The organism is Butyricimonas sp. RTP31003st1_G1_RTP31003_210430, assembly GCF_040920905.1.
Lineage (GTDB): Bacteria > Bacteroidota > Bacteroidia > Bacteroidales > Marinifilaceae > Butyricimonas > Butyricimonas paravirosa.
On the sequence record NZ_JBCOSQ010000057.1, the window covers coordinates 4,082 to 28,342 of the forward strand.

The following is a 24,261-nucleotide window of genomic DNA, read 5'->3' on the forward strand; positions in this document are numbered from 1 at the left end:
AGACACGGCGAACCAAAGCTGTTTTGTCATCGGTTCATATAATCTTCAAAGGAACGCAAGCTGCCCGTAGGCGTATGGGCTGAACTTGTGTATTTTTAGGTGCTTGTATCCTGCCCTGTTGTGATAACACGGCAGGATTTTTCTGTTTGCACGTGATTTTTTCAGGGTATTTGCTTAACTTTGCAGAAGTTACACGGAAAAGTAACGGCAGTTGGACGGCGGTTGCCGGAATATTGCCTTTATATATAACATATACGTTCGCCGAACGTCCCAAAGTAGAAAACTGGCACTTTTCAAAATGTGGGGATATTCAGCGCAGGATATGCTATGCGTTTGTCATAGCGTGGCTGCACTGTTTCCACATTTGGGTATGCCAGTACCTCTACTTTGAAACAGCGTCATGCCACGCTTTCTTTTTGGGGTGGCGGCTAACGTGCCAAGACAGTAGGGATTTATATCACTTTAATACCTGACAATATGGAACAAATCAAAGCGCACATCGCCGTATCGCTGGACGGGCATACCGCCACGCCGGACTATGAACTGGACTGGATGCCCCGTGAGGTCAAGGAACTGGCGGCAAGGGAACACGCCGCCGCAAGCTGCCTGCTTATGGGGGCGAACACCTACAACTACATCTTTGAACACTGGGGCGGGTGGCCGCACAAAAGCAAACGGTCTTTTGTGGTGTCACACTACGACACCAACGTTACACCGGACTGCGGGGTGGAGTTCCTGACCGAAGAACCGCTGCAAAGGGTCTATGAACTGAAACAGGAAACCGACATGCTGGTGGTGGGTGGCGGCAAGCTGCTTACTTCATTGATTAAAGCCGGACTGCTGGACAGCCTGACAATCTACACCGTCCCGGTCATGGCGGGCAAAGGCATCGGTTTTGTCGGGGAAACATCCGGCTCGCTGTGGAAGCTCTCGGAAAGCAGGGTGCTGGATAACGGGGTGGTCTGTTCGACCTACCTGTTTGGCGGGAACATATAAAAAATGCGCCCGGTTTCCCTCCGGGCGCAACCACTAAAATTTCAATTATTATAAGCTGTAAAACCTATCACAATGAAATTTCAGCGGCAAAGATAGGCTATTTCTTCGGTTTCGCTTTCTTTTCGGGGAATGAAAAACCGACATTGAACTGCTCGTCCAGTACCAGCGAAGCATCGAAAGCCTTGCCGTTCTTGCCCTTGAAGCCCTTGATTAGCCCGGTCTTGCGTTTTGTCGCCAGCTCGACAATCTGCTTGTCGGAAAGCTGCTTGTCGCACTTGTTGCGGAATATGGTAAGCGTGCAGTCCACGTTGGAACACTTCGCCACTTTCGGGTAGAACAGGATGCGCCCGCTGCCGCATTTCGGGCAGGGGCAGGTTTCACCAGTAGCGACAGATAGCTGCACCGATAGCAGTTCTGCGGTGATTTGCGTTGCGTACACCTCGATGCCCTTCCGGAACGTGTCGGCATCCATGCTGCCCGCTTCTATCTTGGCAAGGGCGGTTTCCCACATGCCCGTCATTTCGACATCGGCAATCTTCTTGTCCCTGACAATCCCATAAACGGCAAGCCCCTTGTCGGTAGGCACAAGGTTCTTCTTCTCACGCACGATGTACTGGCGGGCGAACAGCGTTTCGATAATCGCCGCACGGGTGGCGGGCGTGCCTATCCCGGCATCTTTCAGGCTGGCTTTCAGTTCGGCATCTTCCAGTTCCCTGCCTGCGTTCTCCATTGCCGACAACAGGCTGCTTTCCGTGTGCAGCGGTTTCGGCTTGGTCTGCTTTTCGAGCAGATCCACGCCGGAGAGTGGCAAATATTCTCCCTCTTGGAGTGGCGGCAGGCTGGCGGCTTCTTCATCCCCGCCCGTTTCCTGCTCGCCGAACACGGCACGCCACCCGGCTTCTTTCATCACAGACCCTTTCACCGTGAAGTCGGTATCTCCCCCTGACAGCAAGGCGGTGGTAACGTCTTTCACGCACTTGCCCGAAAAGGCTTCCAGCATACGCCCGGCTACCAGCTCGTAAACCGCCCGCTCGTCTTTGGAAAGTTCGCCGGGCAGGTTCTCGGTAATGATTAAGGCGTGGTGGTCGGTCACTTTGCCGTCATTCACGCTGCGGCGGTTCAGGGGTGTGCCGTCCAGCCCGGCGGCATACCCGGCAAAGCGGGAGTATTGCCCCAGCAGGGCGACACGTTCCGGCATTTCATCGAAAACGTCCTCCGGAATATAGCGGCTTCCGGTTCTCGGGTAGGACATCACTTTCTTTTCATACAGGCTTTGCGCTATGGAAAGCGTCTTGTCAGCCGAGAAGTTCAGCTTCGTGTTCGCTTCCTTTTGCAGCGTGGTAAGGTCGTACAAAAGCGGCGGTTCTTGGCAGGCTTCTTTCCTCTCAACGGATTTAACCACAAGTTGCCCGGTATCCTTTACCCGTTGCAGGGCGGCTATGGCTTCGGGCTGCTGTTCCCACTTGGCGGTCGATTGGGCGGTAAAATTTATTCCCCCGCTGGCAGTCGCCGCTTTGAGTTGCCAAAACTTGGCGGGTACGAAATTCTTGTTCTCCAAATAGCGGCTGCATATCATCACGAGCGTGGGTGTCTGCACCCTGCCCAGCGAGAACACCCCCTGCCCGGCGGCAACGCTCAACGCTTGGGTGGCGTTTATCCCTATCAGCCAGTCCGCTTCGCTGCGGGACTTGGCAGAGAGGTAGAGGTTATCGTAACGCTCTCCCGGCTGCAAGTTATCCAGCCCCTCACGGATTGCCTTGTCGGTAAGGCTGCTTATCCACAGGCGCACAAATGGTTTCCGGCAGTTCAGGTAATGGAAGATATAGCGGAAGATTAACTCACCCTCACGTCCGGCATCGGTGGCGACAATAATCCGGTCGCACTGGTCGAACACTTCCTTTATCACTTTCAACTGTTTCAGCACGCCGGGGTCTGCCTTGTACCCTTTCTCCGCTTTCACCTGACGGGGGATTAGCTGGAAATCGGGCGGCAGTATGGGCAGGCTCTCCCTGCGGAAGTTCGCCACGCCGTAAGCTTCCGGCATGGCAAGCTGGATTAAGTGGCCGAACGCCCATGTCACCATATACCCGTTGCCGGAAAGATAACCGTCATTACGCCCGGTCGCACCGATGATGCGGGCGATGTCCTTTGCCACGCTGGGCTTCTCTGCTATCAATGCAATCATAATTCTTTACTTTTTAATGGTGGATATTACATTTTCATTCCTCTGGACTTCTTGGGCTTGTCAGCTTTCAGGCTCTTGTCCTGCGCTTTCTCCTGCTTCTCTTTCTGCTTGGCGGTGGGCTTGTCCTGACCCTGTTTCAACGGCTCTTTGCCCTGCTTGGTGGCTTCGTTGGTCTTGCCCCCGGAATTGACCGCTACCTGCGTCCGGCTCTCGGCGGCGGGGGTAACGTCTTTCGGCTGCACCTTGTCGGGGGATTTGCCCTGTGCGCCGGGCTGTACATGACCGTTGAACTCAACGCCCTTGCCGTCCTTTAACCCGGCTACCTGCTGCTCTCCGGGCTGCTGTCCCTGCTGCAAGAACTGGACGGCAGACCTCGGCAGGAACTCCAAGCCACGCTCCACTGCGCTGACCTGCAAATAGGCACTGCGCTTCGTGCCGTCCCTGAATTGCAGGTTTTCCATTTTCACCGCTTGCCCGGCTTCAAAGGCGGCTTTCTGTTCCGGGCTGACTTGCACGTTACAGATTGTATCGGGGCATTTCCACTTGTCAGCCCGCATATACTCTAGCTCGTGCGTGTACCTGTCCCGGCTGACGAACACGGGGATTTGCTCGCCGCTTTTCGGGTCTTTGATTTCAGCGATGCCGCCCAAGTTGCCAGTGCCTTGCAAGTTGCCCTGTTCCTGCTTGGTGAACTCGTGTTCATGGAACGGGCGTTGCAACAGTTTCTCGTCCTGCTGCACGCCGTGCAGCTTGGGTACTACCGTGCCGTCCTTTGCCTGATAGAAAGAGAGCTTGACATCGGTAGGTTTGAGGTAGAAGCCGCCCACCGTCCCCGAAACAGTGTAAGTGTTGCGAGACTTGTAGCCACGCATCACCCGGTCGAAGTCCCTCGTGTTTTTCAGGGTGTCGGCGGTGATGCCGACTTTTTTCAGGTTCTCCCAGTCGATTTTTGCCGGGTCGAAGCGGTAGCCCTGCTTGAACTCGTGGAAGTCGGGCTTCGGAACTCGTAACATTTCAGCCCGCTTGCCGCCCTCCGGTGTCGGGTTGCGGTGGTTGTCCTCGATTGCCTTTGCGTTTTGCTCCACTTCGGAAGCCTTGACGCTGAACAGTTCCAGCCCGGAAGTGTCCTGAAACTTGCGGAAGAAATTGGAAATGAAATTGCTGAACACATCGCTGTTCTTGTCCACCTGCATGAACTCGCCGCCCTGTGTCGGCGGCACGGTCTGCAAATTGCCCTCCTTGTCGATACCCTTAACGGCACTCACCTTTCCCTGCTGTTTATCCAAGACCAGCAGCACGTCTTTTTCCTGCCCCTCTACGGGCGGGGTCATTCTGTTTGCCATAAATAATTGGAATTTTAGTGGTTACGGGAATAGTCCCGCCCAAAGGTAGCGACTAAATATGCTATATTTGGACGGGCGGCAAGGACTGTCCGAATTTGTCCTGCACTGTCTGAAATTGTCCGGGTGGAGTAAATCTCCAACTGACGGTTGGAGAATTGGAAACAGGCATAAAAAAGAGAGCGAAGTTAATCACTCTCTTGGGGTGAGCCATTTAATCATAAACCTTATGCCTTATAATCAACAACTTATTAAAATTTACATTATGCTTGCGAGCCATTTGTGAAGCGTTTGTGAAACGTTTATGGAACGTTTGCTATTTTATCAATAGACTAATAATGAGCTACATATCAAAATTAATACTGAAATACAGCTTATTTTTGGAACGTTTGTGAAGCGTTTGGCAAGCCTTTGATTGAGTTTCCGTTATTCTCCTATTATCAGGTGACACGACAAAAAGAAAACATCTTCGGCAAAATCTTTGTTATGTTTTTGCAGGTGATTACATAATATACTATCTTTGCAGATAGAAACAAAGGACATAAATATGGCTTCATTCAGGAAAGAGATACTTGGGCAGATTGAACGGATAGATACCGGGCGTATATTCACGTTCCGGGATTTGTCGTTTGAAATGGAAAAGACTGCCAATGTTGCGGTGCTACTTTCCGAACAGAGCCGCAAAGGGGTACTGGTACGGGTTGAAAAGGGGGCGTACTACCGTCCCAAGAAATCAGTGCTGGGGCTGGGAAAGCTGCCTGTCTATCAGGATGAACAGTTCCGCTACCTGACTGAAAAACTGAACGGCTATATCACGGGGGCTTACATCTATAACAAAATGGGGCTGACCGAACAGGTTGCCACAACCATAACGATAGCCACTCCTAACCCGGTTCGCCGTTTCCGTTTCAAGAACTTGGATATAGAGTGCGTGAAAGCCTACTGCATGGACTACCCGGATGAAAGCCTTGTCCCGTACTTGCGGCTGCTCGATGCGATAAAGGACATGAAGCGCATACCCGGAACAACCGGGCAGGACATCTACAACCGGGTCAAAAGCCAATATTTTAACGGGTACAGCCTGCCGGAACTGGAAAAAATCGTATCTTTGGCGAAAAGTTACCCGCCACGTGTCAGAAAGGTGGTGGCGGACATATTGGGCGACATCAGACAAACCGTATTGCAAACAGAAATGGCAAAGACCATTCTTCCCACGACACGGTTCAACTTGGATTATAAAACGGCATAGGACAGAAATATGAATTTACATTCGGACAAGGAAGCGTTCAAGGAAATCATCGCACTGGCGGCTGAACATTTCAGCTACGAGCAGTCGCACGTGGAAAAGGATTACTGGGTATCGAAGATACTGCGGGATATTTCCATGTCCGAATATGCGGATAAGACCTACTTCAAAGGCGGAACTTCACTTTCCAAAGCCTACGGGCTGATAGAACGTTTCTCGGAAGATTTGGACTTGTTCGTGTTCACGGGTGATAAAGGTGCGTCCAAGCAGGCGGAAAAGACATTGAACAAGAAACTTTCCAAATACATAGCCGAACTCAATAGTGACATATACAAGGAAGATTTGTCGGAAACGGGCGGTAATTACCGTAAACTGTATTTCTCGTATGACAATGTATTTCAAGGCGTGGGACTTAAAGAGCATTTGGAAGTAGAGATAAAATCCTGTGACCTGCCGGACAAAAAACTGATGTTCTACCCGGCGGACAAGCGGGTTATCAAACCGATTGTGACCGCCTTTCTTGAAAGCATCGGGCAAGAGGAACTGATAAGCACCTACGGGCTGGGAAGTTTTGAAACGCAATGTATCAACCCCCGAAAGACTATCTGCGACAAGGTTTCAAGGCTGGTAAAGCTGTCTTACAATGAGGATGCAGCCGCACTGTTGGCAAAGCATATCCGTGACGTTTACGACTTGTCGGCACTCTACCACAATCAGGAATATAACGATTACCTACATTCGGAAGATTTCTTGGATGCCATGTACCGGGTGACGATAGAGGACGGACTAAATAAAAACTCCCGTTCGCACTTGTCGCTGGCTGATGCACCGATATTCAAGGATGCCGAAGCGGTCATGGCGTTGCCCGAAGTGGCTACGGCGTACACTACCGATTTGAAGAAACTGACTTTCGACAAAAGCAAGATGCCGCCGATAGGCAAGGCTGTGGAAGCATTGAAGAACCTGCACGAAATATTAGTGCGTTTTGAAGCCTACCGCACCAAAAAGCAAAATGAAGAACAACCGTAAAGCTACATCGGCTGTTCTTCACTCCATACATTATTATATACAGCTATTCTTCCTCCTTAATCAAGTGGCATAGCTCCGGGTCATTCTTAATCCGGGTTATCTCGTCCTCGACAATCTGCCGGACTTCCTGACGGATGCGGTCATAATTGGCTTGTATCTCTTCCTGCATCCGGTCGTTGCCGTCCTTGTCGGTGAAGTCGATTATCTGCGGCAGCTTCACGTAACGGGCGGTTTCCCGCTTCACCTTTTCATTGTCCACCACGATTTCACAGTGGAAAATCTTTTGCTCTATCCGTTCATCGAAATTGTCCGCCACAGCACCCACGAACATGCCTTGCGTGAGGTTGGATATTTTGCTGGCGGGTATCAGGCTGTCCATTTGGGTACTTATCGAGGTGGACTTCTCCCGCTGGTTGATTGTCATGCTCTGCCGTTTCTGCAACACCTTTCCGAAACGCTCCGACAGTATTTTTGCCGTTTCACCGACCACCTGACCGCTGAACACGTTGCCCACAGTATTTTGTATCACACGGCTTTCCTTGTCCCCATAGTCACGGGTAAGCTGGCTGTAATCCTGAAAGCCCAGCAGAACCGCTACCTTGTTGCTTCGTGCGGTTGCAATCAGATTGTCAAGCCCACGAAAATAGATAGTGGGTAATTCATCTATTATCACCGAACTTTTAAGCTGACCTTTCTTGTTTATCAGCTTCACTATTCTACTGTTATATAATCCCAGTGCCGCCGAATAGATGTTCTGACGGTCGGGATTGTTGCCGACAACCAGTATTTTAGGCTCTTTCGGGTTGTTGATGTCCAGCGAGAAATCATCACCTGTCATTACCCAGTAAAGAGCGGGTGAAATCATCCTTGAAAGCGGGATTTTCGCACTTGCTATTTGACCCTGCAACTGCTCTTGAGCGTCTGATTCCCAAGCATCTACGAACGGCGAAAGGTAGTTTTCCAGTTCGGGATAACTGCGCAAAATAGTGAATACATCGGCGTATTTCTTGTTCAATAGTTCAATGGCATGGGGGAACGTGCAATACCTGCCGCCCTGATAAATGGTAGGCTCGGCACTCGACGCCTTGCCGCATTTCTGCGGTAGGTTTCCGAGAGCCTGCCCCCGAACCGTGCTTACATGTCTCCATGTACACGGCTCTCCGTTATAATTCAACTTAGTGTTATACATTGCCATGTATTTTAGCATTACATTCTGGACAGACTGCCAATGTTTTGCGGTGCATTTTGAGCATGATGCGTTCCCATTCGTTCTTGCCTGTCAAGTCTATCAAAGCACGAACATGGTGCATCACCGTTTTGCCATGCGCTCCGCATACCTCGCACTGTTCCGCCTTTAGTCTCTCAACAAGACTTGAGGCTGGCAGAAAATTGGTGTTTGGCATTATGTCGCATTTAGCATCACATTGAGCGTCTTTTCTCTTGAAACCCTCATTATAGAACACACGGCATTTGCATTGCCCTTTTGCATCCGTGTAACTGATTACAAAGTCTTTGTCTTTCGAGTATTTCTTTTTAATCTTCCGTACACTGCTGCTTTGCTTTTTGGCGATGCTTTTGTACATACTGTATTCCATAATATAACCGAACCTTTTGCAAAGAGTAGATACATTGTTCGCTATCGAGTAATAATTGTAGAATCCTCTTATCTCCTTATTGAATTGGGCTACAATATCCTCCGGTTTGCAGTTCATCATATAACTGCGTGCCTTTGGCTTCCAATCCTCCTTGCCATTGGTTTGTATAACCCTTATGGCTTTGTAGTCAATCAACTTGTTCTTGACCACCTCTCTCGGGAGTAGAAGTACAACCTTGCGGTTGAACATTCTTTTGAGCACTCCATTCTTATCTCTCTTGGTGGCTTTGGAGTTGCGTACGGTTATTTCATATCCCAGAAATTTAGCTTTTTCTTGTGCTTGGGTTATAAGCGTTTTCTCTGCCGACAGTTCAAGTTTCAGCTTATCTTTCATGAATTGTGTGATATTCGCTTTGATTTGCCCACATTCTTCATGGCTGCCGACAACCCCAATCAAGAAATCGTCTGCGTATCTGACATATTTCAACCGTTTGTACTCTTCATCCATTTCCATGACACAAGGCATTTGTTGCATCTGTCGGTAATACCCTTTGATTTTATCAATAAGGTCTTTCCGTACCTTTGTATCGGTTTCGGATTTTAGTTTCTTTTCCAGCTTGTTCTTACGGTCTTTAATCCGACGGTAATCCTTATCCAATCTTCTGCTTGCGCCTTTATTGAAAGATTGGGCGTATTCCTCCATGTACTTGTCGAACTTGTCAAGGTAAATATTAGCCAGTATGGGACTAATGATGCCGCCTTGCGGAGTTCCACTGTACGTGTGTCTGTATTTCCAATTTTCAATATACCCAGCGTTCAGAAATTTACGGATGAGCCTTATGAACCTCTCGTCCGCTATGCGTTCTTCGAGTATGCCAATCAGAACGTTATGGTCTATGTTGTCGAAGAAGCCTTTTATGTCCCCCTCTATAAACCATTTTGTTCCGAGAAACGTATCTTGAATTTGGTTTAATGCAGTTTGGCAACTCCTACGTGGTCTAAATCCATGTGAGGTATTTTCAAAACTTCCCTCGTATATGGCTTCCAGTATCATGTGTACCACTTCCTGCACCAACTTGTCTTCAAAAGACGGGATGCCCAACGGGCGTTTCTTTCCGTTCTTCTTAGGGATATAGACCCTTTTGGCTGGGTTGGGTTTGTAACTTTCGTCTCTAAGCTTGGAGATTAGATTTTCTATTCTCTGAATACTCATTTCGTCAACTGTCTTGCCGTCTGTCCCAGCGGTCATATTGCCCTGTTTGGCATAGATTCGCTGGTAGGCGGTATAGAACATCTGTTCATTGAATAGAATACGATACAACCGTTCGAACTTATAGCCCGATACATTGCTGTGTTTCACCAAGTTGTTCAATACATTCTTTGGATTTCTCATAATGTCTCTCACATTTTCCTTTGATTATATTGATTATATAACTGCTTCCCTTCGCCATGTGCAGGGCATTACCCTGCTCGGACTACTACGGAAGCTCCGTTGCCATGCCGAATATTCAAGAACGACTTCTATAGCCTTTCGGCGTTTCGGTTTAGGCAATCCCCATTTAGCGGGTGTAATAACAAGCATGACAGACTGTCGGATGCAACGTTCGTCTGTTAATCTGCTTATTGCAGACGTGTCGCAGTCAGTTCTTTGCCCCATACAACCTAAACACTTGCTGGGGTACATGCGATATGGCGTTGGTAACTGCCTTCCGCCACAGCCCTGGTATGTGCCACTGGATTGTTGTTCAACCAGTTCAGGCTTCATCCTCATGTCCGTCTTTCTGTCTTGCCATTCAGTCGCAGCGTGGCAGTTGGCTGACTTATGGCTTCTCCGACATGCTACACTCCCCCTCGGGTTTCCCTCTGGGATAAGTCGGATGACAGTAGGTCTTATTTTCATAGAACTCTAACCTAATCTATTGCTAAATAGATATTTATTACACCGCCTTATGGGCGCACCGCAAGTACCAAATAATGGCTGCAAGCAGGATAATCGGGCTTTCCACGAAGAAATCGCCCTGCTTGCTTATCCAACTTCGATTGAGGTTAAGCATAATCGTGTAGCTGGCTTCGTAGGCATCCGCAATGTCCGACATGAAGCTGGCGTTTATCGGGTTGCATCGGTGGCTCTTGCGGGGGTCGTCAAAATTGATAATATAGAATTTGGGCTTTACCTTGTAGCCGTCCAAGTGATTAAGCAGGTGATTGTAAGCGATTTCCGAAAGGTCAGGGAATTTGTAATCATAACAGTAAAGCGCAAAACCTTTCTCGATTTGCTGTTTTATGTAGCTGTTTACCACCGCATACGACTTACCGCTGCCCGGTGTTCCCAGTACAAGACTGGCACGGAACGGGTTCACGACATTTATCCAGCCATTATTCCATTTCTTCTTATAGTAGAACCGGGTAGGCAGATTTACGGAATACTCGTTCTCGATAAGCCTTGTTTCCTGTTGGAAACTTTCGTTCTCGGTATTAAAGACATCATCCATTAGGTTGTTCTTCAACAGCCGGGACATCCATGTACCCGCCATGAGCATACAGATATAGCCCGCCGACAGCGTGGCGATATAAAACACGGCATCCGCCGTGTGTGGCAACGGAAGTTCCAGCAACCACCAGTTCAGGAAAAACAACACGACACCCGCCGCAAGGCTGCAATGTATCTTCGCCCACGTTATCTTTTCCTCTTTCACGCCCTTAGTGCCGATACACGACAGGGCGAGGAACACCACCGAAAATAGTTTTGTCCAAAGGACGGACGAGAACAGCCCGGTGGTGCGCTGGAAGTTCCACAGTATCTTGTCTATCACCTCAAACGTCACTCCCCACTCTTTCAGGGTGGAGTAACAGAACCAGTACACGTTTATTCCCACGAATAGAATACTGACAGCCCGCATAAAGTCCATGACCCTTGCAAGCCCTCTCAAATCATCTTCCTGTTGCATGATTGTAATGTTTTTTAAGTTAGTCGATGCGCCTTGTACGCTTCTTTTTCTTCTTTCTCTTTTGGCGGGCGGTGTCCTGCGGCTCGTCACCGCCTGATGCACCGCCGCCCAGCAATCCGCCGAACGCACCCAGCACGGAAGCCACGCCCGAAACGATGTCGGCTTCCGGCGTGAAGCCCGGCTGTTCCTGATGCGTGGGCTGGTCTTGCTGCGGTGCTGACACTTCGGGCTGGTGCATCTTTCCGGTTTCGCCCGAAAAACGTTCGTTGAACACGTTCGCCGAATACTCCTTGCCCAAGCGTGAACCGTTCAGCACCACCCGGCTGTCGTGGTCGATGAACGTAACGCCATAGATGCGCCCGCTGTCATTCTGACGGAATACCACGTCAATACTCTGCTTCCTTAGCTGCTGTTCCAGTTCCTTGCGGCTGCGGGCGGTCTGCATGGCAGTGGCTACAATCTTCCGGGTGCGCTCTTTCAGTTTCCCGTTCCTGATTGCTTCGCCCGATTTCTCCATTCTGCGCCGCACCGCTTCATAGCCCACCGACTTGCCGATGCGGGAAGCCTTTACCGGGTTGCCCGCCTTTTCGCCCTTGTCGTTCATGGCGGAATAGACAATGCCCTGATAGGGCTTGCCATTCACTTCACCCTTGACTTCCTCGGCGCACACGTTGTAAGCGGCAAGCAAAGCCTTGTACTCCCCGAACGACTGGAAGCGGTAGCCATAGCAAGCCGCTTTCACGGTATTGCCGATTTGGTGCTTCACGTCCCCGGCGGCATAGTCCACCTTTTTAAGTTCCGGGCGTTCGGCACGTTCCTTTCGCTCTGCCGGGTGCAGGTTGTATTTCTTCTCCAGTTCACGGGTGATTTGCTTGCTGCGCCGATGCTCGAACCTGTCATTCAGCGGTCTGCCGTTCTCGTCCACCCGCAACCCCACGATGTGGATGTGGTGGCGGTCGATGTCGGTATGCTTGTACACCAAATAAGGCTGGTCGCCATAGCCCAACTTCCGCATATACTCTTTGGCGATGTCGGAAAGCTGCTGGTCGGTCAGCACGTCTTCCGGGTGCGGGTTTATGGAAATATGAAGTATCGGCTTCTTGGTGGATAGCTGGACGGGCATCTGCATTTCAAAGCTGCGCATACACTCGCCGATAGAGAAATTCCCGTCCTCGCTCAACAGCATCCGGTTGGAAAAAAGCACCTTTGCTTCCCCGCTGTCCACCTTGTTTTGATTGTAAGCCAGTGCGCCGAACATATTGCCGCCCGTGCTTATTTTGGCAACCATAGTTCCTTGCACTTGTTTGTCAGGTCGATAACCTGACGGTTTAACATAGATAATTCAGTGGTCGCTTTCTCCAGTTTATAGAGAAAAGCCAGTGCCTTTTTCTCCGAAAAGTTGCTGTGCAACGCCTTTACAACTTGGTTGTAATTGACCGCCACGGCTCTGAATTGTGCATAAAATTCGGTCAGCCGGGCGCAATATTCTACTGCCGATTTGTCCACTTTCACCACCCGGAACGGCTCGCCGAACAACCGTGCGGCGATGAAACGGGACTTGCTCGTGACGCCCGACTGCTCCCACTGCGAGAGGAAGCGGGCGTTCTCCCGGTCGTTCAGGTAAAGGACATGGCGATGCTTCGCCGGGTCTGCGAGGGCGGGGCGACCGCCCTTGTTGGTTCTTCTTGTTTCCATACTTCTTTGGATTAAAAAATTACGACTTCGGAGTGATTTTTACCCCCGCAAGGGGCAAGGCGTTTTCAGGCACGGAAAACGGTTTTGTAGCATACAAAACACACCTTGCTAATTTCTGACGAAATTCAAAATCCGTCACGGACGGATTGGGGTTAGCGTGAAACGGAAAGCCCAGCCATTAACCTGCCCGGTTTTACATCCCTGCCCCCAGCGGTTCGTTACTCCGCTGCAAAGTAACGGTGATTTATAATGCTGTAAAATAGGTGGTTGGTGGACAAATCGGGACAACAAAGGACAAATCGGGACAAGGTTTTCAGGGGACGTTTTTTCTCCTTTTTTTTGTATCGGATTTCAAGATTGAAAGCAAGATTGAAAGAAATATTCCAATCAGGAAAGAATGATTGAAAGCATGATTTCAAGAAAATGTGATTGCAGGATTTCAATATTCCAAGAAAAAATGAAAGCAAGAAAACAAGATTGAAATAAAACAATCTTTCAAGATTGCAATATGGAAACAAAGAAAGCTATATGGCTGGATTGATTGAAAGCAATAAATAAATCTATCAACCAATAATGAACGGAAGCAATATGGAAAACGAGAAAACACCCCTTTATGTCGCCTTTTCCACACAAAAGGGCGGGGTCGGCAAAACCACCTTTACCGTGCTGGCGGCGAGTTACCTCTACTACCTCAAAGGCTACGATGTGGCGGTGGTCGATTGCGACTACCCGCAACACTCCATTGCCGGGATGCGAAAGCGGGATGCCGAGCAGGTCGGGGCGGATGAAGATTACAAGCGAATGGCGTATGAACAGTTTACCCGGCTGGGGAAGAAAGCCTACCCGGTGCTATGCAGTTCGCCCGAAAAGGCGATTGCAACGGCTGACGGACATATAGCCGCCGGACACGTGCCGGATATTGTGTTTTTCGACCTGCCCGGCACGGTGAACAGCGAGGGCGTGATAAACTCCCTTGCAGGCATGGACTACATTTTCACCCCCATTTCAGCCGACAAGGTGGTGCTGGAAAGCAGCCTGTCGTTTGCAATGGCTATCCAAAAGCTATTGGTGAGGAATGAAGCCTGCCGACTTGCCGGGCTGTACCTCTTTTGGAACATGGTGGACGGTAGGGAGAAAACAGACCTTTACACCGCCTATGACAAAACCATTAAGGAACTGGAACTGCCGCTGATGAAAACCTTTATCCCCGATACCAAACGCTACAAAAAGGAACTGGTGGCAGATAAAAAGGCGGTGTTCCGCTCCACGCTCTTTCCCGCCAGCCGCCCGCTGGTAAGGGGAAGCAACTTGGAAGAACTGATAACCGAAATAACGTACTACATCAAATTACAATGATATGGCAAAGCAAAGCGGCGGGATGCCGAAGATAGACGAGGATTTCATGAAAGAACTTATCTCGCAGGGCGTACCAGCCAAGCGGGAGAGCCAGCCGGATGATGCACCGCAGCCCGGCGGCGAAACGGAAACCGCCCACGAGGGACGGCAGACTGAAACGGTGCGGGTGGAGAAAACGACAAACCGCAAGCGCAAGGGCGGTTCGGGTGACTACCGGGAAACCTACTTTCAGAAAGTGGAACTGGCAGACCGACAGCCCTTGTACGTGAGCCGTACCACACACGAGAAGCTGATGCGTATCGTGACGGTGATAGGCGGGCGCAAGGTGACGGTAAGCAGCTACGTGGAAAACATTCTGCTGCGCCACTTCGAGCAGTACCAAGACGAGATAAACACCCTGTACGAAAGCCACTTCCAAAAGCCTGTCTGATTATGGTAATCTATTGCATACTTACCGGGCTTTTGGTGTACTATATCGCCTTATGGCTGTGGTATCGCTACACGGACAGCCGGACATCACCGGGCAGAACGGATGATGCGCTGCTTCCACGAAACGGGGTTTCAGGCTACACGCTGATAGGTGAAAGCCAATACAAGGGCGGACTAATCGGGACAGCGCAGGACAAATCGGGACACCTCCCGCAAGCGGTTGAAAATGATACTATTTTTGCGCCGCAGGCTGACGGACAGCCGGAAGAAAACATTTCGGAAGCAGCACCCGAAGCGGAAGAAACGCCCGGTTACGAGAATGACGAACCCGACTACGAGGACGAGGAAATAGCCGGATACATGGACGGTGACGATGATACCGGGCGGGCTACGGGCGTGAGCTTTGACGAACTGGGCGAAGCGGTACGCACGGCGAACGCCGACAACCCCACCGAAACGGAGAAACGGCAAGCAGCCGGGACACTGGCAAGCATTGAGGGGACGAACCTCTACGATGCGGTGGTGGAGAACATCAACGGCGGGCTGGCAAAGGTGGCGGAACTGCTGGGACGCAACGAAGCGGAACTGGCTACGGCTGCTGTCCCTGCCGAAGCTGGCAATACAAGCAAGGAACACGAAGCGTTCGACATGAACGATTTCCTATAATATAATAACGTGTAACAATATGAAGCAACGTGACTACGGTTGATTGGCAACCTGAAAACCAAACAGACAAACGGGACTATCCCCGACCACTAAAATTTCAAATTATTCACCAGCCGGGAAAGGCGGACTTCCCACCCGCCGCCCGGCATTAAAAACAAATCACAATGAGAAAGAAAATCTTTTTGTCGGCGGCTATCCTTGCCGCTGCGGTAAGTGCCTACGCACAGGGCAACGGGCAAGCGGGCATCACCGAAGCCACGAACCTAATCACCGGGTATTTCGACCCCGGAACAAAACTGGTGTACGCAATCGGGGCGGTCTGCGGCTTGATTGGCGGGGTAAAAGTATATAACAAATTTTCGAGCGGCGACCCCGACACCTCAAAGACCGCCGCCAGTTGGTTCGGGGCGTGCATTTTTTTAATTGTTGCCGCCACTATCCTGCGGTCGTTCTTCCTCTAAACCAGCGGCTATGTCTGAATATCCGGTAAACAGGGGTATCGGGAAGCCAGTGGAATTCAAGGGGTTAAAAAGCCAGTACCTCTTTATCTTTTGCGGCGGCTTGCTCGCCGTGTTCGTGGTGTTCATCGTCCTGTTCATGGCAGGCGTGAACCAGTGGCTATGTATCGGTTTCATCGTGTCGGCTTCGCTGCTGCTCGTGTGGCAGACGTTCCGGCTCAACGCACGGTACGGCACGCACGGGCTGATGAAAGCAGCCGCACGCAAAAGACACCCACGCTTCATTATCAGCCGAAAGGCGATACCCCGGCTGTTCAACTACAAAAGAAGAAAGGAAGAAAGAACATGAGGAATACATTAAAGGCTACCACGCTGGAAAGAAAATTTCCACTTTTGGCGGTGGAGAACGGCTGCATCATTTCAAAAGATGCAGACATAACGGTGGCTTTCCGGGTGGAACTGCCCGAACTGTTCACCGTCACCAGTGCCGAGTACGAAGCCATACATTCGGCATGGTACAAGGCAATCAAGGTGCTGCCCGACTACTCCATAGTACACAAGCAGGACTTCTTCATCAAGGAGAGCTACCAGCCCGACACCGAAAGGGACGAGCTTAGTTTTTTAAGCCGCTCCTTTGAACGGCACTTCAATGAACGCCCGTTCCTGAACCATTACTGCTACCTGTTCCTGACGAAAACGACAAGGGAGAGAAGCCGCCGACAGAGCGACTTCTCCACCCTCTGCCGGGGCAGGATTGTTCCGCAGGAGATAGCCGACAAGGAAGCGGCGGCAAAGTTCATCGAAGCGGTCGGGCAGTTCGAGCGCATCATGAACGACAGCGGTTTTGTCACCCTTACCCGGCTGGCGGCATCGGAAATCACCGGGCAGGACGGCAAGGCGGGCATCATCGAGAAATACTTCTCGCTCTCGCAAACCGATACTACCTGCCTGAAAGACATCGGGCTGTACCCGGAAGAAATGCGTGTCGGGGACGATATTCTGTGCCTGCACACGCTTTCGGACGTGGAAGATTTACCCGGAAAGGTCGGGACGGACTGCCGATTTGAGAAGCTGTCTACTGACCGGAGCGATTGCAGGTTAAGTTTTGCCGCCCCGGTGGGCGTGCTGTTGTCGTGTAACCACGTCTATAACCAGTTCATCTTCATAGACGACCACGCCGAAAACCTGAAGAACTTCGAGCAGACCGCCCGGAATATGCAATCGCTCTCCCGCTACTCCCGTGCCAACCAAGTGAACAAGGAGTGGATAGACGAGTACCTGAACGAAGCGCATAGCAAGGGGCTTATCTCGGTGCGCTGCCACTGCAACGTCATGGCATGGAGTGACGATAGGGACGAACTCAAACGCATACGCAACGATGTGGGAAGCCAGCTTGCCCTGATGGAGTGCAAGCCACGCCACAACACCACCGACACGCCCACGCTCTTTTGGGCGGGCATACCCGGCAACGAAGCCGACTTCCCCGCAGAGGAAAGTTTCTACACGTTCTTGGGGCAGGCTCTCTGCCTGTTCGTGGAAGAAACGAACTACAAGAGTTCGCTTTCCCCGTTCGGTATCAAAATGGTGGACAGGGTAAGCGGTCGCCCGCTGCACATCGACATATCGGATTTGCCCATGAAGAAAGGCATCACCACCAACCGCAACAAGTTTATACTTGGGCCGAGCGGTAGCGGGAAGTCTTTCTTCACCAACCACATGGTGCGCCAGTATTACGAGCAGGGTGCGCACGTGCTGCTGGTAGATACGGGTAACAGTTACTTGGGGCTGTCCCAGCTTATCCACAACCGCACGCACGGCGAGGACGGGATTTATTTCACCTACACCAACGAGAACCCGATAGCGTTCAACCCGTTCTATGTCGAAGACGGGGTATTTGACATCGAGAAGAAAGAGAGTATCAAGACCCTGATACTCACCCTTTGGAAGCGGGACGATGAAGCCCCGAAGCGGTCGGAAGAAGTGGCGTTGTCCAATGCGGTAAGTGCCTATATCGAACGTATCACGGGTGACAGGTCGGTAACACCCTGCTTCAACACGTTCTACGAGTTTGTCCGGGATGATTACCGCCGACAGCTTGAACAGAAGAACGTCAGGGAAAAGGATTTTGACATTGACAATTTCCTGAACGTGCTTGAACCGTACTATCGTGGCGGTGAATACGACTACCTGCTGAACTCCGACAAGGAACTGGATTTGCTGCATAAACGCTTCATAGTCTTTGAATTGGACAACATCAAAGACCACAAGATTTTATTCCCGATAACGACTATCATCATCATGGAAGCCTTTATAAACAAGATGCGCAAGTTAAAGGGAATAAGGAAGTTAATACTAATTGAAGAAGCGTGGAAAGCGATTGCATCGGCGAACATGGCAGACTATATCCGCTACCTCTACAAAACAGTCCGAAAATATTTCGGGGAAGCGATTGTAGTCACGCAAGAGATTGAGGATATTATTTCTTCCCCAATCGTGAAAGAGAGTATCATCAACAACTCGGACTGCAAAATCCTGTTAGACCAGCGAAAATACCTGAACAAGTTCGACAGCATACAAAACCTGCTGGGACTGACCGACAAGGAGCGTTCGCAAATATTGTCTATCAACATGGCGAACCACCCCGGACGGAAGTACAAGGAAGTTTTCTTCTCGCTGGGCGGCACGCAGTCGGCAGTGTACGCCACAGAAGTTTCGCTGGAAGAATATTACACGTTCACGACAGAGGAAAGCGAGAAAATGGAACTGTTCGCCCTCGCCGAGAAGCTGGGCGGCAACCTTGAACTGGCTATCAAGCGGCTTGCGGAAAGCAAACGTAATCCCCAATCATCAACAACTTAAAAATTAGGAACATGAAGAAAATAATCCTCTTTATGGCGGTGTGCCTTTGCTTCATCGGCAGGGCATCCGCCCAGTGGGTGGTGTCAGACCCCGGCAACTTGGCACAGGGTATCATTAACACCACAAAGCAGATAGTGCAGACCTCTACCACAGCCAAGAACACGCTGGACGGCTTTATGGAAGCGCAGAAGATTTTCCAGCAGGGTAAAAAATATTACGATGCGCTCAAAGCGGTGCATGACGTGGTTAAGGGCGGTGTCAAGGTGAAGAAGTCCATTGAACTGGTGGCGGAAATATCCGAAATCTACGTGCGCAATTTCCAAAACATGCTGGCAGACCCGAATTTCACGCCTGACGAACTTTCCGCAATATCGTTCGGCTATGCCAAACTGATGTCGGAAAGCTCGGACGTGTTGCAGGACTTGAAAAATGTAGTGAACATCACGGGTATGTCGCTGACGGATGCCGAACGGTTAGCAATCATCGACAACGCTTATCGAAGTTTGCTCAACTACCGCAACCTTGTGAACTACTACACCCGCAAGAACATATCCGTGTCCTACCTGCGGGCGAAGAAGAAGAACGACACCGACCGGGTGTTGGCTCTCTACGGCTCGGCGGATGAACGCTATTGGTAACATGATACAACCACTTAATTAGTATGCCTATGTTATTAGCAGCAGTGGATTTTGACAACCTGCACCAAGTGTTGCGGGTGCTGTACGATGAAATGATGCCCTTGTGCGGCAACATGACGGGGGTAGCCAAAGGGATAGCCGGGCTGGGAGCTTTGTTCTATGTAGCCGCCAAAGTGTGGCAGTCGCTCGCACGTGCCGAACCCATAGACGTGTACCCGCTACTCCGTCCCTTTGCGCTGGGGCTGTGTATCATGTTTTTTCCAACTTTCGTGTTGGGGACTATCAACACGGTATTGTCGCCAGTGGTAAAAGGGTGCAACCAGCTTATGGAAACGCAGACTTTCGACATGAACGAGTACCGGGCGCAGAAAGACCGACTGGAATATGAAGCCCTGATGCGAAGCCCCGAAACGGCTTACCTCGCATCGGACGAGGAATTTGACAGGCAACTGGAAGAACTGGGGTGGTCGCCCTCCGACATGGTGACTATGACGGGTATGTACATGGACAGGGCGGCTTATAACATCAAGAAGTCCGTCCGGGACTGGTTCAGGGAATTGCTGGAAATGCTCTTTCAGGCGGCGGGGCTGATTATAGACACGCTACGCACGTTCTTCCTGATTGTACTTTCGATACTGGGTCCGCTAGCGTTCGCCATTTCCGTCTATGACGGTTTCCAAAGCACGCTGACCCAGTGGATTTCACGCTATATCTCCATTTACCTGTGGCTACCCGTGTCGGACTTGTTCAGCAGTGTGCTGGCTCGCATACAAACGCTGATGCTCCAAAAGGATATTCAGGAACTTTCAGACCCGAATTTCATCCCTGACGGGAGCAGCACCGTGTATGTAATCTTTATGATTATTGGCATCGTGGGTTACTTCACCATTCCAACGGTGGCAAGCTGGATTGTGTCGGCTGGCGGTATGTCCGCCTATAACCGCAACGTGTCGAAAGCCGGGTCGGTCGCCGGGGCTGCGGTTGGCGCAGTCGGTGGAAAGGTATCGGGAAAACTACTCAAATAAACAACATCAATTTTTTAAGGATATGGAATTTAAGTCATTGAACAATATCGAAACGAGTTTCCGGCAAATCCGGCTCTTTGCGCTGGTATTCATCTGCCTGTGCGCACTGGTGACGGGCTTTGCCGTGTGGAACTCGTACAGCTTCGCCGAGAAGCAGCGGCAGAAGATATACGTCCTCGACAACGGCAAAAGCCTGATGCTGGCACTCTCGCAGGACATGGCACAGAACAGACCAGTGGAAGCCAAATCACACGTGCGGCGTTTTCACGAACTGTTTTTCACCTTATCGCCCGACAAGGGGGCTATCGAAAGTAATATCAAACGCTCACTGTTCCTTGCCGACAAGACCGCTTTCAACTATTACAAGGACTTGGCGGAAAAGGGTTACTACAACCGGGTGATTTCGGGGAACGTCACGCAGACGGTGGAGATTGACAGCGTGAAGTGCGACTTCGACCAGTACCCCTACAAGGTGAACACCTACGCCCGCCAGTTGATTGTCCGGGAAAGCAGCCTGACGGTGCGCAGCCTTGTGACCTCGTGCCGCCTGCTCAACGCCACACGGAGCGACAACAACCCGCACGGCTTCATCATCGAAGCGTTCACCATTACCGAAAACAAGGATTTACAAACCGTCAAAAGATAGCCGTATGGAAAGGAAACAGAGTTATATCGGAAAAGTACAAGACTGGGCGGACGACTGCCTGCGCCGGATGTGCGGACGGATTACGCCGGGCAAAAGGCTGGCGGTTATCCTCGTGATGTTCTTCTTTTTCGGCGGCTTGTCTATCTACATCACCGTTTCATCAATCTACAATATCGGGAAACGGGACGGCAGGCGGCTGCAAATAGAACACATCAAACAATACCCGCTACACGATAGCGACAGTATCAACTTATTAAACAGACTGAACAATGGACGAAGTACAGAAGAATGAAAGTAGCATATCTACTTCACCAACAAATGGGAAGCCCCCAAAAGAAAATAAGCCTAAAAAGGAACTGACACCCCAACAGGTACAGCAGCGCAGGAAAATGATAGTCTTCCCGCTGATGTTCCTTGCCTTTGCCGGGTGCATGTACCTGATATTCGCCCCCTCCGGCAAAGAGAATGTGAATGTGGAAAGCGTGGGCGGCTTCAACGCCGACATACCCCTGCCCGCAGAGGACGGGATTATAGCCGACAAGCAAAAGGCATACGAACAAGCAATGCTGAACCGCAAACAGCAGGACAAGATACAATCCTTGCAGGACTTCGGTTTCACGGGGGACGATGAAACGGAAGAACCGCAAGCGGAAATCGACCTGATGCCGGAAGATGATGCGAAGCCCCAAAGGGGCGGCGGTGCTTCTTCACGGGCGGCTTACCGGGACATCAACCGCCAGTTAAGCACGTTCTACGAAACCCCGGCGGTGGACGAGGAAAAAGAGGACTTGAAGCGGCAGGTGGCGGAACTGACCGACCGACTGCAACAACAGCAGAACGCCACACCCACCACTGACGACCAAATGGCACTCTTGGAAAAGTCCTACGAACTGGCGGCAAGGTATATGAATGACGGCGGGCAGAACGGGCAGGTGGCACAAGTGCCTGTTGCCGGGACTGTCACCCAAAAGCCGCAAGCCCAACCCGTGCAAGCAATCCGGGAAACGACCGTATCGGGATTGCAGCAGCCCATGAACGATGCCGACTTCATCCGTGCTTACAGCCAGCCACGAAACTACGGCTTCAACACGGCGGTAGGCACGGGCTACGCTATGGGAAAGAACACGGTAGCCGCCTGCATCCACCAAGACCAAACGCTGACGGACGGGCAGGCGGTGAAACTCCGGCTGCTCGAACCTATGCAGGCAGGGAACATAGTCGTGCCGAAAAATACCCTTGTAGCGGGTACGGCAAAGGTGCAGGGCGAACGGCTCGACATACTGGTGTCTTCGATTGAGTACGCTGGCAACATCATCCCGGTGGAGCTTGCCGTGTTCGACACGGACGGGCAAAAGGGGCTGTCCGTCCCGTCCTCAATGGAACAGGAAGCGTTCAACGAAGCAATGGCGAACATCGGTAGCGGGCTGGGTACAAGCATATCCTTTGCCCAAAGTGCCGGGCAGCAGGTGGCTATGGACGTGACAAGGGGCTTGCTGCAAGGAACGTCCGGCTACCTCGCCAAGAAGTTCCGAACCGTGAAAGTGAAGCTGAAAGCCGGGTACAAGGTGATGCTTTACGCCAAACAACAATAATTATTAACCACTAAAATTTCAATCAACAATGAAACAGATTTTTGTAATGTTCGCCCTCTTGCTGGGCGTGTGTGCGGCAAACGCACAGGAAACCGACACCGTGAAGTATGCGGCTGGCAACGACTTGTACCGGGGCATTACCCGGAAACTCCCGTACCGCCAAATGGTAACGCCCTACGGCGTGGAAGTGACCTTTGCCAAGACGGTGCATATCATCTTCCCCGCCGCCGTCCGCTATGTCGATTTGGGAAGCAACCACATCATAGCGGGCAAGGCGGACGGTGCGGAGAACGTAATCCGGGTGAAAGCCACGACAGAGGGCTTTCCGGGCGAAACGAACTTCTCCGTCATTTGCGAGGACGGCAGTTTCTTTTCGTTCAACGCCAAATACGCCCGTGAACCGGAAATGCTCAATATCGAAATGAAAGACTTCTTGGAAAATGAAGATACGTCTGACTTTTCGCATACCCGCATGAACATCTACTTCCGGGAACTGGGCAACGAAAGCCCGCTATTGGTGAAACTGATAATGCAGAGCATCTACAAGAACAACGACCGCAAAGTGCGCCACTTGGGTAGCAAGCGTTTCGGCATACAGTTCTTAATCAAGGGGATTTACACCTATAACGGGATGCTCTATGTACACACGCAGACGAAGAACAGTTCCAACGTGCCTTTCGATACCGACTTCATCAAGTTTAAGATAGTCGATAAGAAAGTACCCAAACGCACGGCTATTCAGGAAACGGTGCTGGATGCGGTACGCAGTTACAACGAGGTAGTAGAGATTGCCGGGAAAAGTACCGTCCGCACTGTGTACGCCCTGCCGAAGTTCACCATACCGGACGATAAGCTACTGTTGGTGGAACTCTACGAGAAAAACGGCGGGCGGCATCAGGTTATCCGGGTAGAGAACGCCGACATCGTGAACGCAGAAGTGATTAACGAACTCAAAATCAAATAGGGAATGAAGAAACACATCTTTATAATGATGCTCTTTGCGCTGTGCCTGACCTCGTTTCAGGTACACGCACAAAGATACCTGCCGGGTATGAAAGGCTTGCAGGTCACGGCGGGCATGACGGACGGGGTGCATTGGAATGACAACACGGATTTCGCCTACCACATCGGGGCGGCATACAGCGTTTACACCAAGAACGCAAACCGCTGGGTGATTGGTGGGGAATACCTGCACAAGAAGTATGACTACAAGGATATGCAGATACCAGTCGAACAGTTCACCGCAGAGGGCGGCTATTACCTGAAATTCCTTTCGGACAGGCGAAAGACTTTTTTCCTCTCGCTGGGATTGTCGGCACTCGCCGGGTATGAGGTGAGCAACAAAAGCGAAAAACTGCTGCCGGACGGTTCTACCTTGCTGGATAAGGACTGCTTCATTTACGGCGGTGCGCTCACGCTGGAACTGGAAGCCTACCTGACCGACCGGGTGGCTCTGCTGCTGAACGCAAGGGAACGGGCGTTGTTCGGCTCGGACATAGGCAAGTTCCACACGCAGGTATCTTTGGGAGTAAAATTCATTATCAACTGACCCCTATATA

Annotated in this window: 21 protein-coding genes and 2 pseudogenes; 16 read left to right on the plus strand and 7 right to left on the minus strand. The window is 50.9% G+C overall.

Going from position 1 to position 24,261, the window contains the following annotated elements; all coding sequences use genetic code 11:
• Positions 1 to 477: 477 nt before the first annotated feature.
• Positions 478 to 996, plus strand: a complete 519-nt coding sequence (locus AB5542_RS15785) for a dihydrofolate reductase family protein (RefSeq protein WP_004326099.1) — start codon at positions 478 to 480, stop codon at positions 994 to 996.
• Positions 997 to 1,093: 97 nt separating this feature from the next.
• On the opposite strand, the gene topB is transcribed toward AB5542_RS15785, so the two are convergent.
• Both topB and AB5542_RS15795 read right to left on the minus strand, forming a co-directional pair.
• Positions 1,094 to 3,181, minus strand: a complete 2,088-nt coding sequence (topB, locus tag AB5542_RS15790) for a type IA DNA topoisomerase (RefSeq protein ID WP_202194286.1) — start codon at positions 3,179 to 3,181, stop codon at positions 1,094 to 1,096.
• Positions 3,182 to 3,207: 26 nt separating this feature from the next.
• A complete protein-coding gene (locus AB5542_RS15795; RefSeq protein WP_004326101.1) occupies positions 3,208 to 4,524 on the minus strand; it encodes a DUF3945 domain-containing protein in 1,317 nt (438 codons plus the stop codon).
• Positions 4,525 to 5,068: 544 nt separating this feature from the next.
• Between AB5542_RS15795 and AB5542_RS15800 the strand changes: the two genes are divergently transcribed.
• Both AB5542_RS15800 and AB5542_RS15805 read left to right on the plus strand, forming a co-directional pair.
• Complete coding sequence (locus tag AB5542_RS15800) at positions 5,069 to 5,770, plus strand: DUF6088 family protein (protein WP_004326102.1); 702 nt, start codon at positions 5,069 to 5,071, stop codon at positions 5,768 to 5,770.
• A gap of 9 nt (positions 5,771 to 5,779) precedes the next feature.
• Positions 5,780 to 6,796, plus strand: coding sequence for a nucleotidyl transferase AbiEii/AbiGii toxin family protein (locus AB5542_RS15805; RefSeq protein ID WP_130061749.1), 1,017 nt, complete (start codon positions 5,780 to 5,782; stop codon positions 6,794 to 6,796).
• A gap of 43 nt (positions 6,797 to 6,839) precedes the next feature.
• On the opposite strand, the pseudogene AB5542_RS15810 reads toward AB5542_RS15805, so the two are convergent.
• From AB5542_RS15810 to mobA, 5 genes and pseudogenes are all read right to left on the minus strand, one after another.
• Positions 6,840 to 7,859 (minus strand): annotated as a pseudogene (locus tag AB5542_RS15810) (TraM recognition domain-containing protein); the annotation flags it as partial.
• 118 nt (positions 7,860 to 7,977) lie between these two features.
• Positions 7,978 to 9,783: a group II intron reverse transcriptase/maturase gene (gene ltrA / locus AB5542_RS15815; protein WP_368243201.1), complete on the minus strand. Its 1,806-nt coding sequence runs from the start codon at positions 9,781 to 9,783 to the stop codon at positions 7,978 to 7,980.
• Between the two features lie 565 nt (positions 9,784 to 10,348).
• A pseudogene (locus tag AB5542_RS15820) lies at positions 10,349 to 11,338 on the minus strand (YWFCY domain-containing protein); the annotation flags it as partial.
• A 19-nt stretch (positions 11,339 to 11,357) separates the two neighbouring features.
• Entirely contained in the window at positions 11,358 to 12,626 is a 1,269-nt protein-coding gene (mobB, locus tag AB5542_RS15825; protein ID WP_005785964.1) for a conjugal transfer protein MobB, read from the minus strand.
• On the minus strand, positions 12,611 to 13,033 hold the full coding sequence (gene mobA / locus AB5542_RS15830; RefSeq protein ID WP_004326106.1) for a conjugal transfer protein MobA: 423 nt from the start codon (positions 13,031 to 13,033) through the stop codon (positions 12,611 to 12,613). The genes mobB and mobA overlap by 16 nt, the downstream gene beginning before the upstream one ends.
• A 573-nt stretch (positions 13,034 to 13,606) precedes the next feature.
• Here mobA and AB5542_RS15835 point away from each other — a divergent pair.
• The 13 genes from AB5542_RS15835 to AB5542_RS15895 all read left to right on the plus strand — a co-directional run bounded on the left by AB5542_RS15835 (position 13,607) and on the right by AB5542_RS15895 (position 24,251).
• A complete protein-coding gene (locus AB5542_RS15835; protein ID WP_005680384.1) occupies positions 13,607 to 14,389 on the plus strand; it encodes a ParA family protein in 783 nt (260 codons plus the stop codon).
• A gap of 1 nt (position 14,390) precedes the next feature.
• The gene (locus AB5542_RS15840) at positions 14,391 to 14,819 is read left to right on the plus strand and encodes a DUF3408 domain-containing protein (RefSeq protein WP_005680383.1); all 429 of its coding nucleotides are present in this window, start codon (positions 14,391 to 14,393) and stop codon (positions 14,817 to 14,819) included.
• A gap of 2 nt (positions 14,820 to 14,821) precedes the next feature.
• Positions 14,822 to 15,484: a hypothetical protein gene (locus tag AB5542_RS15845; RefSeq protein WP_032583971.1), complete on the plus strand. Its 663-nt coding sequence runs from the start codon at positions 14,822 to 14,824 to the stop codon at positions 15,482 to 15,484.
• 164 nt (positions 15,485 to 15,648) lie between these two features.
• Entirely contained in the window at positions 15,649 to 15,945 is a 297-nt protein-coding gene (locus AB5542_RS15850) for a DUF4134 domain-containing protein (RefSeq protein ID WP_004309970.1), read from the plus strand.
• Positions 15,946 to 15,955: 10 nt separating this feature from the next.
• Entirely contained in the window at positions 15,956 to 16,291 is a 336-nt protein-coding gene (locus AB5542_RS15855) for a DUF4133 domain-containing protein (RefSeq protein ID WP_010803765.1), read from the plus strand.
• The gene (locus AB5542_RS15860) at positions 16,288 to 18,801 is read left to right on the plus strand and encodes a TraG family conjugative transposon ATPase (protein WP_032570096.1); all 2,514 of its coding nucleotides are present in this window, start codon (positions 16,288 to 16,290) and stop codon (positions 18,799 to 18,801) included. Before AB5542_RS15855 ends, AB5542_RS15860 begins: the two co-directional genes overlap by 4 nt.
• Positions 18,802 to 18,812: 11 nt before the next feature.
• A complete protein-coding gene (locus AB5542_RS15865) occupies positions 18,813 to 19,439 on the plus strand; it encodes a DUF4141 domain-containing protein (protein WP_005680380.1) in 627 nt (208 codons plus the stop codon).
• 29 nt (positions 19,440 to 19,468) lie between these two features.
• Positions 19,469 to 20,464: a conjugative transposon protein TraJ gene (traJ, locus tag AB5542_RS15870; RefSeq protein WP_004294831.1), complete on the plus strand. Its 996-nt coding sequence runs from the start codon at positions 19,469 to 19,471 to the stop codon at positions 20,462 to 20,464.
• A 22-nt stretch (positions 20,465 to 20,486) separates the two neighbouring features.
• Positions 20,487 to 21,110, plus strand: a complete 624-nt coding sequence (gene traK, locus AB5542_RS15875) for a conjugative transposon protein TraK (protein ID WP_005680379.1) — start codon at positions 20,487 to 20,489, stop codon at positions 21,108 to 21,110.
• Between the two features lie 4 nt (positions 21,111 to 21,114).
• A complete protein-coding gene (locus AB5542_RS15880; RefSeq protein WP_005680377.1) occupies positions 21,115 to 21,402 on the plus strand; it encodes a TraL conjugative transposon family protein in 288 nt (95 codons plus the stop codon).
• On the plus strand, positions 21,380 to 22,702 hold the full coding sequence (gene traM / locus AB5542_RS15885) for a conjugative transposon protein TraM (protein ID WP_057259184.1): 1,323 nt from the start codon (positions 21,380 to 21,382) through the stop codon (positions 22,700 to 22,702). The genes AB5542_RS15880 and traM overlap by 23 nt, the downstream gene beginning before the upstream one ends.
• 28 nt (positions 22,703 to 22,730) lie before the next feature.
• The gene (gene traN / locus AB5542_RS15890) at positions 22,731 to 23,666 is read left to right on the plus strand and encodes a conjugative transposon protein TraN (protein ID WP_005680375.1); all 936 of its coding nucleotides are present in this window, start codon (positions 22,731 to 22,733) and stop codon (positions 23,664 to 23,666) included.
• Between the two features lie 3 nt (positions 23,667 to 23,669).
• Positions 23,670 to 24,251 (plus strand): conjugal transfer protein TraO, encoded by a 582-nt coding sequence (locus AB5542_RS15895; RefSeq protein WP_005680374.1) that lies wholly within the window; start codon positions 23,670 to 23,672, stop codon positions 24,249 to 24,251.
• Positions 24,252 to 24,261: the final 10 nt, after the last annotated feature.

Bases quoted from the DNA above. Each gene is read 5' to 3' on its own strand.
- AB5542_RS15805 (WP_130061749.1), top strand. From the start codon at position 5,780: ATGAATTTACATTCGGACAAGGAAGCGTTCAAGGAAATCATCGCACTG.
- AB5542_RS15880 (WP_005680377.1), top strand. From the start codon at position 21,115: ATGGAAAGGAAACAGAGTTATATCGGAAAAGTACAAGACTGGGCGGAC.
- ltrA (WP_368243201.1), bottom strand. From the start codon at position 9,783: ATGAGAAATCCAAAGAATGTATTGAACAACTTGGTGAAACACAGCAAT.
- mobA (WP_004326106.1), bottom strand. From the start codon at position 13,033: ATGGAAACAAGAAGAACCAACAAGGGCGGTCGCCCCGCCCTCGCAGAC.
- traJ (WP_004294831.1), top strand. From the start codon at position 19,469: ATGTTATTAGCAGCAGTGGATTTTGACAACCTGCACCAAGTGTTGCGG.
- AB5542_RS15845 (WP_032583971.1), top strand. From the start codon at position 14,822: ATGGTAATCTATTGCATACTTACCGGGCTTTTGGTGTACTATATCGCC.
- AB5542_RS15785 (WP_004326099.1), top strand. From the start codon at position 478: ATGGAACAAATCAAAGCGCACATCGCCGTATCGCTGGACGGGCATACC.
- traN (WP_005680375.1), top strand. From the start codon at position 22,731: ATGAAACAGATTTTTGTAATGTTCGCCCTCTTGCTGGGCGTGTGTGCG.
- AB5542_RS15895 (WP_005680374.1), top strand. From the start codon at position 23,670: ATGAAGAAACACATCTTTATAATGATGCTCTTTGCGCTGTGCCTGACC.
- AB5542_RS15840 (WP_005680383.1), top strand. From the start codon at position 14,391: ATGGCAAAGCAAAGCGGCGGGATGCCGAAGATAGACGAGGATTTCATG.
- mobB (WP_005785964.1), bottom strand. From the start codon at position 12,626: ATGGTTGCCAAAATAAGCACGGGCGGCAATATGTTCGGCGCACTGGCT.
- AB5542_RS15835 (WP_005680384.1), top strand. From the start codon at position 13,607: ATGAACGGAAGCAATATGGAAAACGAGAAAACACCCCTTTATGTCGCC.
- traK (WP_005680379.1), top strand. From the start codon at position 20,487: ATGGAATTTAAGTCATTGAACAATATCGAAACGAGTTTCCGGCAAATC.
- AB5542_RS15860 (WP_032570096.1), top strand. From the start codon at position 16,288: ATGAGGAATACATTAAAGGCTACCACGCTGGAAAGAAAATTTCCACTT.
- AB5542_RS15800 (WP_004326102.1), top strand. From the start codon at position 5,069: ATGGCTTCATTCAGGAAAGAGATACTTGGGCAGATTGAACGGATAGAT.
- AB5542_RS15855 (WP_010803765.1), top strand. From the start codon at position 15,956: ATGTCTGAATATCCGGTAAACAGGGGTATCGGGAAGCCAGTGGAATTC.
- topB (WP_202194286.1), bottom strand. From the start codon at position 3,181: ATGATTGCATTGATAGCAGAGAAGCCCAGCGTGGCAAAGGACATCGCC.
- traM (WP_057259184.1), top strand. From the start codon at position 21,380: ATGGACGAAGTACAGAAGAATGAAAGTAGCATATCTACTTCACCAACA.
- AB5542_RS15865 (WP_005680380.1), top strand. From the start codon at position 18,813: ATGAAGAAAATAATCCTCTTTATGGCGGTGTGCCTTTGCTTCATCGGC.
- AB5542_RS15850 (WP_004309970.1), top strand. From the start codon at position 15,649: ATGAGAAAGAAAATCTTTTTGTCGGCGGCTATCCTTGCCGCTGCGGTA.
- AB5542_RS15795 (WP_004326101.1), bottom strand. From the start codon at position 4,524: ATGGCAAACAGAATGACCCCGCCCGTAGAGGGGCAGGAAAAAGACGTG.